Origin of the sequence: Vaginisenegalia massiliensis, from assembly GCF_900604935.1 — a bacterium.
GTDB lineage: Bacteria > Bacillota > Bacilli > Lactobacillales > Aerococcaceae > Vaginisenegalia > Vaginisenegalia massiliensis.
Genome location: NZ_UWPC01000007.1, coordinates 1 through 14154 on the forward strand (window position 1 = coordinate 1; position 14154 = coordinate 14154).

At 37.9% G+C, this 14154-nt stretch carries 15 protein-coding genes; 1 reads left to right on the forward strand and 14 read right to left on the reverse strand.

Features of this window, described 5'->3' with window-relative positions; all coding sequences use genetic code 11:
* Positions 1–192: 192 nt before the first annotated feature.
* From EIH20_RS05715 to rplM, 14 genes are all read right to left on the reverse strand, one after another.
* On the reverse strand, positions 193–1047 hold the full coding sequence (locus EIH20_RS05715) for a DUF6544 family protein (protein ID WP_124058656.1): 855 nt from the start codon (positions 1045–1047) through the stop codon (positions 193–195).
* Positions 1034–1480, reverse strand: coding sequence for a MarR family winged helix-turn-helix transcriptional regulator (locus tag EIH20_RS05720; RefSeq protein ID WP_124058658.1), 447 nt, complete (start codon positions 1478–1480; stop codon positions 1034–1036). Before EIH20_RS05720 ends, EIH20_RS05715 begins: the two co-directional genes overlap by 14 nt.
* 108 nt (positions 1481–1588) lie before the next feature.
* Positions 1589–2047 (reverse strand): DUF1801 domain-containing protein, encoded by a 459-nt coding sequence (locus tag EIH20_RS05725; protein ID WP_124058660.1) that lies wholly within the window; start codon positions 2045–2047, stop codon positions 1589–1591.
* A gap of 100 nt (positions 2048–2147) precedes the next feature.
* On the reverse strand, positions 2148–3905 hold the full coding sequence (locus EIH20_RS05730) for an oligopeptide ABC transporter substrate-binding protein (protein WP_124058662.1): 1758 nt from the start codon (positions 3903–3905) through the stop codon (positions 2148–2150).
* A gap of 170 nt (positions 3906–4075) precedes the next feature.
* Positions 4076–4969 (reverse strand): CPBP family intramembrane glutamic endopeptidase, encoded by an 894-nt coding sequence (locus EIH20_RS05735; protein WP_124058664.1) that lies wholly within the window; start codon positions 4967–4969, stop codon positions 4076–4078.
* A gap of 166 nt (positions 4970–5135) precedes the next feature.
* Positions 5136–6170: an NADH:flavin oxidoreductase/NADH oxidase gene (locus EIH20_RS05740; protein ID WP_124058667.1), complete on the reverse strand. Its 1035-nt coding sequence runs from the start codon at positions 6168–6170 to the stop codon at positions 5136–5138.
* A 142-nt stretch (positions 6171–6312) separates the two neighbouring features.
* On the reverse strand, positions 6313–6978 hold the full coding sequence (locus EIH20_RS05745) for a phosphatase PAP2 family protein (protein ID WP_124058669.1): 666 nt from the start codon (positions 6976–6978) through the stop codon (positions 6313–6315).
* The gene (locus EIH20_RS05750; protein WP_124058671.1) at positions 6975–7604 is read right to left on the reverse strand and encodes a DedA family protein; all 630 of its coding nucleotides are present in this window, start codon (positions 7602–7604) and stop codon (positions 6975–6977) included. Before EIH20_RS05750 ends, EIH20_RS05745 begins: the two co-directional genes overlap by 4 nt.
* Before the next feature lie 151 nt (positions 7605–7755).
* The gene (locus EIH20_RS05755) at positions 7756–8637 is read right to left on the reverse strand and encodes an IS3 family transposase (protein ID WP_164470884.1); all 882 of its coding nucleotides are present in this window, start codon (positions 8635–8637) and stop codon (positions 7756–7758) included.
* Positions 8568–9131, reverse strand: coding sequence for a helix-turn-helix domain-containing protein (locus EIH20_RS08560; protein WP_164470885.1), 564 nt, complete (start codon positions 9129–9131; stop codon positions 8568–8570). The genes EIH20_RS05755 and EIH20_RS08560 overlap by 70 nt, the downstream gene beginning before the upstream one ends.
* A gap of 123 nt (positions 9132–9254) precedes the next feature.
* A complete protein-coding gene (locus EIH20_RS05765; RefSeq protein ID WP_124058673.1) occupies positions 9255–9809 on the reverse strand; it encodes a hypothetical protein in 555 nt (184 codons plus the stop codon).
* Between the two features lie 559 nt (positions 9810–10368).
* Positions 10369–10767: a hypothetical protein gene (locus EIH20_RS05775; RefSeq protein WP_124058675.1), complete on the reverse strand. Its 399-nt coding sequence runs from the start codon at positions 10765–10767 to the stop codon at positions 10369–10371.
* A gap of 426 nt (positions 10768–11193) precedes the next feature.
* The gene (rpsI, locus tag EIH20_RS05780; protein ID WP_124058677.1) at positions 11194–11586 is read right to left on the reverse strand and encodes a 30S ribosomal protein S9; all 393 of its coding nucleotides are present in this window, start codon (positions 11584–11586) and stop codon (positions 11194–11196) included.
* A 13-nt stretch (positions 11587–11599) separates the two neighbouring features.
* Entirely contained in the window at positions 11600–12043 is a 444-nt protein-coding gene (rplM, locus tag EIH20_RS05785) for a 50S ribosomal protein L13 (RefSeq protein WP_124058679.1), read from the reverse strand.
* A gap of 498 nt (positions 12044–12541) precedes the next feature.
* On the opposite strand from rplM, the gene EIH20_RS05790 reads away from it, so the two are divergent.
* Positions 12542–13810 carry a BaiN/RdsA family NAD(P)/FAD-dependent oxidoreductase gene (locus EIH20_RS05790; protein WP_241152398.1) on the forward strand — a complete coding sequence of 423 codons (1269 nt, stop codon included), beginning with the start codon at positions 12542–12544 and terminating at the stop codon, positions 13808–13810.
* Positions 13811–14154 lie beyond the last annotated feature (344 nt).

Below are 14154 nucleotides of genomic sequence, written 5' to 3' on the forward strand. Positions count from 1 at the left end.
GACATAGAAAAACTCCTTTCGATCTTAATGCGGTTGGTAGCCACATTTAAGTATAATCGAAAGGAGTTTTTAACGCTAAAGCTCTTGGCAGCTCACCCGTAAAACGGGTGGTTTTATTACGTTGTAATAAAAGTAATAGACCCTTAGCCAGTCATTTCTGCTAAAGGTCTATTATTTTTTACTATACTCTTTTCACGGTTTGTACAAATAGTTAACTTGGTCAATCTTACCATTAAAATAATTGAAGTAGTGACCATCAATCAACCACGAAGCCTTAAAACGGGTTGGTAAACAGCGTCCCTCTTGATCACGTTGATAGTCTAAGCATTCCGCTTTCCACTTATATTGGTGAACGTGTCCTTTAGCATCCATGTAGGGCCGTTGGTCGGTTACAAATTCTACCATTTGGCCTTGATCATTGAAGCTAAAAATGCCCGATAAATCTTGATCTTGATAACTAATGGTCCCCTTTACTTGATGATTATTAAGCGTTTCAAACTTAATCGCAGAATTTAACAAGGCGGGGGGCATAAGAAAAGCTTCCGATAAATATGTCAATCGTTCGCCAATGACAAGGTCTGATCCCGTTTGATTAAAGAGGGTGACATGATTGGCCAATTCCCCCTTCATAAAGGCTTTATCCGGGCTCATATAGTCATAGCCATTAAAAGGGATACCAAAAAGGGAGCCTTCTATCAATGCTAACCGATTCAAGTCTTGAACTTGACTAACAATACGATAATTAATCCACATTTGCCCTTGCTTGGGAGCCATTTTGAAGAGAACATGTTTAAAGCGCACATCCATGGCATCCATTCTGGGCTGATTAATGAGACCACTTTGTTTAAGATAATTCTGAATTAATGTAGGAAGATTTTGATAGTCCTCAGGCCTAATCCTATCTTGATTAGTCGGCTGACTTTGCAAGCCAAATTGCGCAACATCATGTTCATACTCTTTTACCAGGGCGGATTTAAAAGCAAAAACCCAAATTAATACAGCCAATATGATTAGCATAATTCCACTCAATACTTTAATCCATCTCATTGGCATAGTCCTCTACTTTCTTGATGTTGATCTCTAACTTACTATATAAGCGATGAAAGATTTGAATTTCTTGCTGACTAAAATCAGAAAATAATAAACGTAAAGTTGTTTCATGTCTAAGCGCCATCTGGTCAGCCAATTCATAAGCCTTTGGCAAAACTTGAATATCATAAGACTTTCGGGGCCCTTCTTTTAACTGAACTAAACCCTTCTGTTCCAAGGCAAGGGCCAACTTCTTAATATTCTGTCGCGAACATCCCATGAGCTTCCCCAGCTCGGTCAAAGTTTGGCTATCTGCTTGCGTCATCACTAAGGCCAATAAAAGCCATTGCTTCATGCTGATTTCAGTTTGAATCTTCTCACAGGCTGTCGTTAAGCGATTTTCGACAATAAATAATAAGCCAAATAATTCTTTCATTTCTTGACTAAACATGACTCTCTCCTTTATGGTAACTTGTTACCATAACGATATCACATTCTTTTTATCCACGCAATAGAACATTTAAAAAAGCAGCCCTTAATTTTAGGGCTGTCCTCTCTTCTACTTATTTGTATTTCGCGCTTCATATTGATCGATAAATTCTTGTAAGGTGACTTTTTGGCACAATTGGCCAATCAATTCATAAGGAATTGTCTTCATATTGCGAAATCGAATGCATGATTTACCAATATCGGGTTTGGTAGTCATATATTTGGGATATTCGGTTAAAAACCACTCGCGGACCTGGTCGAACATATAAATACCATTATGATAGATAGCAATATGTTGTTTTTGACTAGCCAGAGATAGGAAGCTCAGCTCATCTTCCGGTTGACAATGATAACCTGGTGGATAAAGATCCCGCGGAACCACATAGGAAATCATCTGATACTGATAGCGTTCTTCAAATTCTTGCGGCAGGTTAGCTTGGATAACCCGTCTCAGTTCTTGAATGACGGACTGACGTTCAGCGGGTAATTGCTTAAGATAGTCTGCCACTGATTGAATTTTATCGGTCATATTCGTAACTCCTTCAAGCTTACTTGCTTTCTATTATAACTGCATAACAAGTAGCCGTCCCCTCTAAGGCTTAAGTTTGATAAATTCTAAACCTTCAATACTATTCGGCTTGGGGTTGGTCAGCTAACAAGGTCACCTTTTCCCATTCCATCTCTGCTCCTAAAGAATAATCAAAATGGCTCACCCGTTTATTAACGGCCATTAGCCCGTTGGAATACATCTGCGGGATTAAGGGAACTTGATCCATGACATAGGATTGCCAGTCAGCATACGCTTTGGTCCGAGCTGCTTGGTCAAAGGTCGCCGGTGAATTGATTTGAGCTAGCAAACGATCATTTTCTTTGTCTGACCAACGAATATAGTTGAAGGCTTCTTTACTACCATAGTATGCTTGAGGGTTCGGATTACCCCCCAGTGACCAACCACCCATGAAGATATCGATCTTGGGATCGTCGGCTTCAATCCGTTGATAATAGTTCTTACCGTCAATTAATCGACCGTCCGTTAAGGCCACATTCACGCCAATTTCTTTCCAAGCTTGCAGGTAATACATAGCTACCGGCTCAGCCGTATCGCCACCCGCTGATGAGGCAAAGTTAAGTTTAAAGGCTTTGCCATTTGGGTCTTCGACGAAGCCGTCGCCGTCACGGTCTTTGAAGCCGGCTTTGGCCAAGATTTCTTTGGCTTTTTGCGGGTTGTATTGATAACCTGGTAAATCTGCCTGGTAATAACCCTTAAAGTTAGGCGAAATCACTGTGTTCGCTGGCGTTCTTAGGCCACCATAGAAGGTCTCCGCAATTTTGTCGGTTTGAATCGCATAGGCCATGGCTTGACGTAAGGCTTTATTTACTTGAACCTTTTTAGGATCAGGGATGACTTGGCCTTTGGCTTTATCCCATTTACCTAGCTTAAAACCAAGATAGGTATAAGTATTATTAATTCGACCTGCAATCGAGAAATTCTTAGCATCTTTAAATTGATCGAATTGGGAATATGGCAAGCTAGCTAAATCATAATTACCATGTTTCATCTCTTCAATAACGGTGTCTTCGTTAACCACTTCAAGCAAAACCCCATCCAACTTAGGTTTTCCCCGATAGTAGTAAGGGTTCGCTTTAAAATTCACGGCCTCACCGGCAGAAATAGACTCCACTTTGAAGGGGCCAAAGCCCACTGGCTGCGTCCGAACCGCTTGGCTGCCTTCTAAATCTTTAATAGCTATCTTTTCTAAGATATGTTTAGGTTCAATGAGGTTACTCACGCCACCATCCACTTGTAACATGGAAGCATCCATCTTCTGATAATGAATAACAACCGTATAATCATCGACCTTTTCGATTCCCTTAATTTGCTTGGTTTTACCTTGATGGTAATCCTCCATTCCTTTGATATTTCGATAGGATTCACTATAGTGAATACCAGTATAATCCGGGTGTCCAATCACATAATAGGGATAGATAACATCATCTATGGTCATGGCTTGACCATCATCCCACTTGTGTCCTTGAGGTATCGTAATCGTGGCCGTCTTCGCCTCTTGATCAAGTTTGAGGCGACCAAAACCCGAATCATCAATGGTAAAAGCTTCATTATAACCGAATAAGCCTGGATTAAAATACTCTATAATGGTTTGGTCGCCTAAGTTGTCTGCATACAAGCGATTTAAGACACCAGAGAAAGCTTCGCCGACAAAGGCAATTTTAAGTGTGCCACCTTTAATAGCCTGTCCTTCATGTTGAACTTGTGCTGGATATTTACTAGTCAAAACCTTTTCATCTTTTGCTTCCACTATGCTCATTCCGCTAACTGAATTAGCCAATATTAAGGCAATCAAGCCTATTTTCTTGAATGTATTCATCTTGTCATCCTCGCCTTCATCTAATATGTTCCTTTAGTATACCTATCTCCGCTTGTTATTCAATGGTCGGCTTGATTGTTTAATTCAAAAATAAGTATCTTTACCTTTTCATATGAAATAATATTCATGTGTTGAGGAGTAAAAAAAATAGCTTACTCAAAAAGAGTAAGCTAGGAAGCTTTTTGTCGTTGAACTGATTTAGTGTCACTAAACCCAGATTTGCTAGCTAGCCAAATTGTCACTAATATATATGGCAACATACTAATCAATCCCATAGGCAATGGACCCCAAATTCGTAAATGTGTCTTTAGTGGTGATAAAAAGTTAAGCGGAAATACAAAAGCATTTATGGCTCCGTGCCCAAGCGATGGCACCCAAATCGAATGTGTTTTGATATAAAGATAATCGAGCAAATAACCTGCTGAAATAGTAAATAAACAAAAAACTATCGGTCCTAAAAATGGGCTTCCCCAATATTCTAAACCATATTCATAGCCTGCAAAAATGATTATTGGCCAGTGCCAAATTCCCCAAATCAAGCCACCAATTAATCGTGCAGTATTTTGATTAAATAACTGATTTAACCTCCGGTACAAATATCCACGCCATCCAATTTCTTCTCCTAAAGCAAATAACAGGTTAATCAAAGGCGCTAGGAAAGTACTTTGAATAATCATCACAACAATAAAATTTTGAACACTCATGCCTTTCTTTAATAATGTTTGCACATGATTTTTGCCTAAAATCGTTAGTAAATGTTTTTCCGAAAAATCCAAACTATCTGGAAATATTAACCCAAATATAAGTACACCTAGAATTCCTAACGAAACAGGTCCGCATATAGCCATTATTATATATTTCCAGTTCTGCTTAAATTTTAGTTTCCATCCTAGTTTATTAATCGGCTCCTTTAGAATTAAAACGCATAACCCTGGAATCCACATCATAATAGCTAGAATTATTTGAAAGAGTGTTGGATTATGACATACGAGGGCAAGCCCTTGCATAAACCATGAAATTCCAAAAACAACTAGTAAATATTTCTTAATCTTAATTTTTTCCATCTTGATTCTTCTTTCACACAATACATTTAGTCATTTAGCTAAATAACTAAATGTATTGTATATTGCTACACTATCTTTGTCAAGAACGTAGCTTTAAAAAAAGCCAACCTCAATAGGTTGACTTATGCTCCATATTTAACTGAAAGAATTTGAAACTAGCTGTTAATCAGTTCATCCCGCGGCGGTAGGAATCATTATAAGGGTTATAGTCCGATTCTCGTAGTATTATCGCTGCTTCAGTCACCCAGTTAGATTGACGTAACAAACTGCGCCCCACCATAATCAAATCTGCTTGGCCCGTTTGTAAAAGGTACTCGCCTAATTCAGGTCGATTAAGGAAACCGACCGCCGCAACCGGTAGATCAACAGCTTCTTTCATTTTTACAACAAACGGAAGTTGATAGCCAGGATATACCGGTATATTAGGGCCGTGATTCACCAGACCACCCGTCGAAATATCCAAACAGTCCACGCCATCTGCTTGAAGCCACTGTCCAATTTGTTGGTAGTCTGTAAGGGAATTTTGTTGGCCATCTTCTAGATAAGCGGTCATCGATAGGCGAACCCATAGAGATCCAGTAAAGACTTCGCGTACTTGCCGAACGATCTCACCTAAGAATCGATATCGATTGTCTAAACTGCCTCCATACTGATCTTGGCGTTGGTTTGTAGCCGGTTCTAAAAACTGATTAATTAAATAGCCATGCGCCCCATGAATCTCGATCGCATCAAAACCCGCTACTTGTGCCCGCTTAGCTGCATCGACAAATGCAACCTGCACTGAGTTAATCTCATCTAAAGTCATTGCATGTGGGGTTGGATAATCCGAACTAAAAGCTAGACTTGAAGGAGAAAGAGGTCGATAAGCATCCTTCGCTTTGCGGCCGGCATGGGATAACTGCACTCCAATCCGACTACCCATTTGATGAACTTGAAAGACTAATTGACCCATCCCATCTAAGTGATCGTCCGACCACAAGCCTAAATCTTGATTTGAAATTCGACCGTCTGGACTGACAGCTGTTGCCTCAAGAAAAATAAGCCCTACTTGTCCAATCGCTCTGGCCCCATAATGCGCCTGATGAAATGGCGTGACCTTACCATCTTGCTTGCTAACAGCATACATACACATAGGCGGCATAACCACCCGATTCTTTAAGTTTAAACCAGCAATATCCACCGGTTGTAATAATTTGGCCATTTTCTTACCTACCTCTTTCTATAAAATCAAATTCATCTTAGCACAATCCCTCAGCCTACCCTATCAATTTGCCCAAGGAAAATACACCCACACCTAAGAAAAAAGCTATCCACTCAATATACCGAATTGGATAGCGAATATATTATTGCCAAGGTGCATGACCGTGACGATTGAAAAGATGTGCCACTAAGGTAACCCAAGCAAGTGAAACTAACCAGCCTCCTGCAATATCTGTTGGATAATGAACCCCTAAATAAAGACGGGTAAAGCCAATAACTAGGATATATAACAAACCAAAAGTTATTAAGCCATAACGACGTTTGCTTAAGGCAAACATAATCAGCAGACTAAATACAAGTGCAGAACTTGCCATCGCATGACCTGACGGAAAGGAGAATGACTTCTCAACGACAATCGCATGCCATAACATGGGCCGATTACGTTGAAACAGCTGCTTCAACACCAAATTCAAGATAAAAGTCCCACCCATAGCAGATAAGAAGAAACCTACCCGCTGAAAGTCTTTTTTCCGTGCTAGATACAACAGAACGGCTAGCATAATGATTAACATGCCGATTGCTCCTGAAGTATTAGTCAAGTTGACAACCCAAATATTTCGCGTTGTGGAGTGCCATTGTTGGATCCATTTTAAGACTGCAACATCAAAAGGTAAGGTCTCTTTTTCTCGAATTTCATTAGCTAATTTAGCAAAAAAGATTATTAAACCTGAAAATAATAGAAAAGAAAGGGGCAGATCGCGCCATAATCCTTTAAAGCCTTTCTCTTGCCATGATTTGATCAAGTTCATTCTTTAATCTCTCCTAAGCGGCTTTGTAACCACCATGATTTGATTCCAGCAAAAAGCATGGGACTAATGGACACGAGAACAATTGCGAGCATAATCATTTCAAAATGTTGTTTTACAAAGCTGATTGAGCCAAAGAAATAACCCGCCAAAATACCAATCGTCACCCAAATGATTCCACCCACAATATTGAAGAAAACAAATTGACGGTTAGGCATTTTGCCAATTCCTGCGGTAAAAGGAATCAAGGTTCGAATGATTGGCATAAACCGGCCCAAAGAAATCGCGCTATTACCATAACGTTTAAAGAATTGCTCAGCACGTTCAATATGCTGATCCTTGACAAAACGCCGAACCCATGGACGATACAACAATCGGGTTCCATAAGTTTTGCCCAAAAAGAAATTTAATCCATCGCCCGCAATTGCTGCTAGCGAAAACAAGAGAATAATCCATAACGGATGAATATGACTAGTTACTGTAAAAGTCCCCGCCATAAACAATAAAGAATCACCCGGTAAGAAAGGCATAAATACCAATCCTGTTTCAACAAAAATAAGAATAAAAAAGACAGCAAAGGCATAGACGCCGTATTGACTAATGATCGTCGTAATTAAGTGTGTAAACATATTTTCCACCTCTTTCAATTGAACATATTATAATTGAAAGATTATTTGAATAACACACAAAAAGATTGAAATTATTGTTATTTTTCCACAAAAATACCCCTAGGAATTGATATGTACCCAGAATCCTGGACACATTGATTTATAGTAGTTTCTAAGCCATGGATGCCATCCTGAATTTAACAGGGGGCATCCATTTTGTTTTCTCTTGGATACGTTCATGATTATAATAGTCGATATATGTGGCTACCGCTGATTTGAATTCGTCGAATGAGTGGTAGTTTTTTTCTTGTCCATAAAATAACTCATTCTTCAGCCTGCCAAAAAAAGTTTCCATAATACTATTGTCATAACAATTCCCTTTTCGTGACATGGATTGAACTATTCCGCGTGCCTTTAAGCGCATACGAAATGATTTATGTTGATACTGCCATCCTTGATCAGAGTGAAAGATTAATCCATTTAAATTAGGATATTTAGTAAAGGCTTGATCTAACATATTGGTTATTTGCTTCATGTTTGGAGCGGACGAGAGATCGTAAGCCATAATCTCATTGGTCGCCATGTCAAGGATAGGTGATAAATAACATTTACCCCACGGAAAAGTAAATTGAGATACATCCGTTGCCCATTTTTGAAAAGGAGCACTAGCTGAAAAGTTTCGATTAATAATATTACTGGCTACTTTACCCACTTGACCTCTATATGAGTGATATTTTTCCTTCGGTCGTTTACCGAACAGGTTCATGTGATGCATGAGTCTCTGAACACGTTTGTGATTCACGATTATCCCCGTATTTCTTAGTTCATGATAAATGCGTCTAACACCATATCTTCCTTGATGTTTTTCAAAAATAGCACGGATTTCTTGTTCTAAGGGGAGATTCTTCTCTTTAACTTTATCGACTTTATTTAATTCGAAGTAATAGGTCGATTTAGCGAGCTTCATTGCGCGTAGTAGATACTTTAGTTGGTATCCTTCTTGATGTAATTCTTTGATGATCGCTGCTTTTTCGCCTTGAGTTGCGCAGCCCATTTTTCGTGTCTCAAGGCCATTTCTTTTTTTATAACAGCATTTTCCGCTTTGATATAATCCACTTCAGCTCTAAGGCGAATGAGTTCTTCACGTTCGGATTCAGTTAAGGGGGTAGTATTTTGTTTTTTCATCATATGGGGCTCCTTGGGTGGTCTACCTTGTTTAGAATTCTTAAGTCCTGTATACCCCTTTATTTTATAGTTTCTAACCCATTGATACAACAAACCCGAGTTAATGCCAGCAAAAATGGCCACTGAACTATATGAATTTCCAGCTAATACTTGATTAATTAGAAAGAGTTTTTCATCAATTGTCCACCGTTTATTCGTCCTCTTATGTTTGAGTGAGTCTAACCCATTCGCATCGACCAAACGGACCCATTTGCGAACTTGTCTATGAAATTCTTTGTCTGTAAGACCGATAGGTGTTTCGGGATACTTTCCCTCATAATACATCTCTACACATAATGATTTAAATTCATAACTATAACGCATAAAATTATTAGCTATAAGTTAATATGAGTGTTTATAAGTCATATTAACTTTCGAAGTAGAGAAAGTTATTACTATATATTCCCAGCCCCTCGAAACTAAAAAAGGCAAACTGCCTCATCAAGATTATTCAGTCTTTACTTCATTACAACTACTTTGATTTTGAAAATTATAAAAAAGAGATTGGATATCTTCTTTTTCATTTCCAATATTTCTTAAGGGATTGAAAAGTATTCCACCAAGCCAGAGGGTATTTAACTTATCTCTTTGGTACTTTATGGAAGAACGCGCTGACCTTATCACCTCTTCCTTTTCGGATTTATTTTTTGAAAATTTTAACTTCTCCATAATTCTTTTATGCGAAGGATGTAATAAAATACCATCATTTTGTACTACTTCATCAAAAAAAGCACTAATAAAAAACTCTGTCGTGACTAATTCATTTGAAAGTTGAAACTCTATAGCGTTCAAAGACTCCTCTAAATTTAAGCAAGAGTATAAAAAAATATGCTTATTAATTTGTACAGCTAAAACATTAATTAACTGATAAAAGAACATGCACTGTAAATATCTATTAAACATAATTTGAAAAGTTTCATTACTATTCCAAATAAAAATATACCCACTTGAAAAGTATGAGACAATACCCATGAAAAATAAAGCTATATAATGCATTTCCATTAAAGCAGAAATTCTGTGCCTAATTATTCTGATCTTGTATGTATCTTTTTTTATTAAACATGAAATTATATATAATATCAGAGGCAAAAAATATATTACAGCATTGTATAAGTATTTCATATAATTCACACCCAATCATTTAATAATAGCAATAGCTAAATAATAAAGTTTATTTTTTAACCATTCTGGCATACTTATATTTTCTAATGTCCATGATTCTTCAATCCGTTCATCATATTCCCAATTATTTTCATCGTCGTCATAAATCTTATATCTATGACATTAATATTTCACAACCACACTACCTTCTATTCTATACTCATGCCAATAGTAATTTTGCTTTCTATAAACATTCCATTCATTTGTAGTATATATTGTTGACATAGTAATACCCTTTATTTTTAAACTAAATTTTTCTTCTATAATTCTTAATCTAAACTACTTTAAGATACTACTTATTAGGTTTGATCTTAAAATGTCTAGCAACACTTTCTCTTTTATAAACTCTTAAATGACCATTCATGGTATGAATTTCATACTTTATAAATATAGTAAATCATTATTCATTCAAATTTCCTTGTTCTTCTGCTAATTTTATCAAGTGCGGATCTTTATGACGATAGTTAGCTTCTCTCATTAGATCTTCTAAAGAACTATCATAAAAATGAACGTTATCTTCACCTCTTAGCCGATATTCATAACTATCTAACTCTTCTAATATATCATCATAATAAAAATTCGGATGTTCTATTTTTAATTTTTGAATACTATCTCTATATTTTTTTAGATGTTCCTTTGCATTTTCCTGCCTAATGTTCATCACTTTTTCAACTTTTCTCTCTTCTTCCTTAATTTTAAGTTCATTTGTCCTATTTTCCAAAGACCATCGATATTGAAAAAAATTAAAAATTACAAATATTGAAATTATACTTATTAATTTGAATTTATTTGACTTCATTAACTAACTCCTTATCATGAATATTTTCCACACTACACTTATTATTTTGAAAAAGAACTACCTGACATAATTTTGAATAATCAAAAGGAGTAAAATCTCCGAAATATTTCTGGCAAATTAGATTTCCACTACTTAACCTAATCCAATCCAGTAATTAATTCTATTTTATTTGATCATGTGACTCTAACACACAAGAAAGCCCTTTATAAGTAATTGAATATATAGAGAACAGATCTTTTTAGGAAACATCTACTTTATTCGTTTTGTTGTAAATTTATGACACATTTTATTTTCAATAAAATAAGTATTCACTTCGCTTAAGTACTTTCAACAGTGGCAACAATATTCTATAAAGTAAATTCTTATAAATACAGAAATATAAAAAAGAAAGAGTATCTTTTTAAGATACTCTTTCTGTAAAAAATATTAACGTTTACTGAATTGACTTGCTTTACGAGCTTTCTTAAGACCTGGTTTCTTACGTTCAACCATACGTGAGTCACGAGTAAGTAAGCCAGCTGTTTTCAATGCTGAACGGAAATCAGGATCAACAGTTAATAAAGCACGTGCGATTCCGTGACGAATAGCACCTGATTGACCGTTGAAGCCACCACCGCGAACGTTTACTAAAACATCGTATGAACCTAAAGTTTCAGTAGCTGCGAATGGTTGTTTGATTACTTCGTGTAAGTGAGGGAATGGGATGTATTCTTCCAATGTTTTACCATTGACAGTGAAGACACCAGTTCCTGGCACTAAGCGTACACGAGCTGTTGAGTTTTTACGACGACCTGTACCTAAGTATTGTGCTGTAGCCAATATTGTTCCCTCCTTAAATTAATTCTTGAATGTTTAATTCAACTGGTTGTTGAGCTGCGTGATCGTGCTCAGCACCTGAATAAACGTGTAATTTTGTAAATTGTTTACGTCCTAAACGAGTGTCAGGAAGCATACCTTTGATTGATAATTCAACCAAACGTTGTGAATTTTTTTCACGTAAAGCACCTGCAGAGATTGATTTCAATCCTCCTGGGTGACCTGAGTGACGGTGATACATTTTATCTGATGCTTTGTTACCTGTTAAAGCAACTTTATCAGCATTGATTACTACGACAAAATCACCTGTGTCCACGTGTGGTGTGAAAGTAGGTTTGTTTTTACCACGTAAGATTGATGCTACCACTGTTGAAAGACGACCTAAAGGCACGTCAGTCGCGTCTACAAGCACCCAATTACGTTCAACTTCGTTTTTCTTAGCCATGTATGTTGTACGCACGTTAATTTCCTCCAATTATAAATCTAGTTGTTTGACATTACTATTGAGTTTCCGGGGCTCGTTAGTGGGGCAAACAATACCGTTTATCATAATACCGTGACCGACTACAAATGTCAATACACTAGCAAAAATAATATCCACTTGTATTAAATAATTTCCCCTTCCAGACAATAACTTTCTCGACCTGTTTTTCACAAACGATATGGTACGCTATCCATGTCTCAGAGCTAATGTAAGGAAGTTATCGATAGCCTCTAGCCCCTAACTTTCCGAATCCCGAAACAGCTCAGCTAACCTAATCCCTACTCATCCAATCCAAGTGAAGGTGCTCTTTTTTCTATATTAATTAATAAGTGTAATTGTAGCCCCTATTGACCAGAGACGGGACCTTTTCTAAGCCAACAAAACGAACCAAACTCTGACGGCCTCACTGAGTCTGTGCTATACTGAGACAGTATAGCAAGTCATCCTCGAAAGGAGCACCCAATCATGAATCAAATTGACCAATATGATGTCATCGTCATCGGTGGTGGATCTAGCGGTCTTATGGCTGCCATTAATGCAGCTCAAGAAGGAGTCCGCACACTCTTAATAGAAAAAAATAAAAAATTAGGCCGCAAGCTCCTCTTATCAGGCGGTGGGCGTTGTAATGTAACCAACCGAACAAGCCGCGAAGCTTTGGTCCAACATATTCCTGGCAATGGTAAATTTCTATATTCTGCCCTTAATCAATTTGATCAGGAAGATATCATTCGCTTCTTCCGAGACAAGGGCGTCGCCCTCAAAGAAGAAGATCATGGTCGCATGTTCCCGGTGACGGATAAAGCACGCACCATATTGGAAACCCTTGAGCAAACCTTAAACCAATTGGGAGTGACTATCTTAACCGATACGCCGGTAGATTGTCTCCTATTTAATAAGGAAGGCAATCCTCGTGTGATTGGCCTCAAAACCAAAGCAGGTCAGACGATTTATGGTAAGTCCATCGTTCTGGCTTGTGGTGGACGCGCCTATCCTAAGACTGGGGCTGAAGGCGATGGCTATGCTTGGGCGAAGGCAGCCGGTCATACGATTGAACCCCTCTACCCGACTGAATCTCCGCTATTATCCAACGATAAACTAATCAGTCAGAAGACTTTGCAAGGACTCTCGCTACAAGATGTGGCCGTCACCGTTTGGGATGATAAGGACAAGCCCATTGTCACTCACCAAATGGACATGATTTTTACCCACTTTGGCTATTCTGGGCCAGCTATCTTGCGTTGTAGCGGCCACGTCAATCTCTATTTACGAGAGACCGGGACTGATAGCTGTCGCCTAAGTCTCAACTTACAACCCAATCTGAGTCAAGAGGCTCTCTTAGAGCAAGCCGAGGGTCAACGGGACAAGCAAATTTTGACCATCCTCAAACAGTGGATGCCCGAACGAATGGCCCAAGCCATTTGCCAATGCGTCGCGATAGACGAATCCACTCCATACAAACAATTAGTTCACAAACAAGTTCAAAACCTCCTGACTCATATTCAGGCATTCCCGATGACCGCCTATGGTAGTCTTCCCATTGAAAAAGGCTTTGTGACTGGGGGCGGCGTCTCGGTTAAAGAAGTTCAACCCAAGACGATGGAGTCCAAACTCATGCCTCAACTCTTCTTCTGTGGCGAACTACTGGATATCAACGGCTACACAGGTGGTTACAACATTACCGCAGCTTTCGTCACCGGAACCGTCGCTGGCCGCCACGCTGCATGGGCATCTTATAGCGTTTGATAACTTTCTGCGTTAAAAATAATCCACCCTAAAACGACAAAACTGGCCTTCAATTGATTGCCAGCTTTTTTTATTATATCAAATTATCTTTTTTCTAGCGCCCTTCTTAATCTTTTCATTATTATTCCAAAGAAATCCATATTCTAAACCTCTTTTTATCACTCGACAATTGTTCTATAAAACCGAATTTCATTTCTGGTTTAAATTAACTTGTGATTATTTATTTGATTTTATATATCAATCAAATTAAAATTTGACAACAAATGTCGAACAACATCTTTAATTCTTTTCTTGTTAATGGTAAAATTTCTTTATAAAAATTTAACAATACAAGGAGTAATATT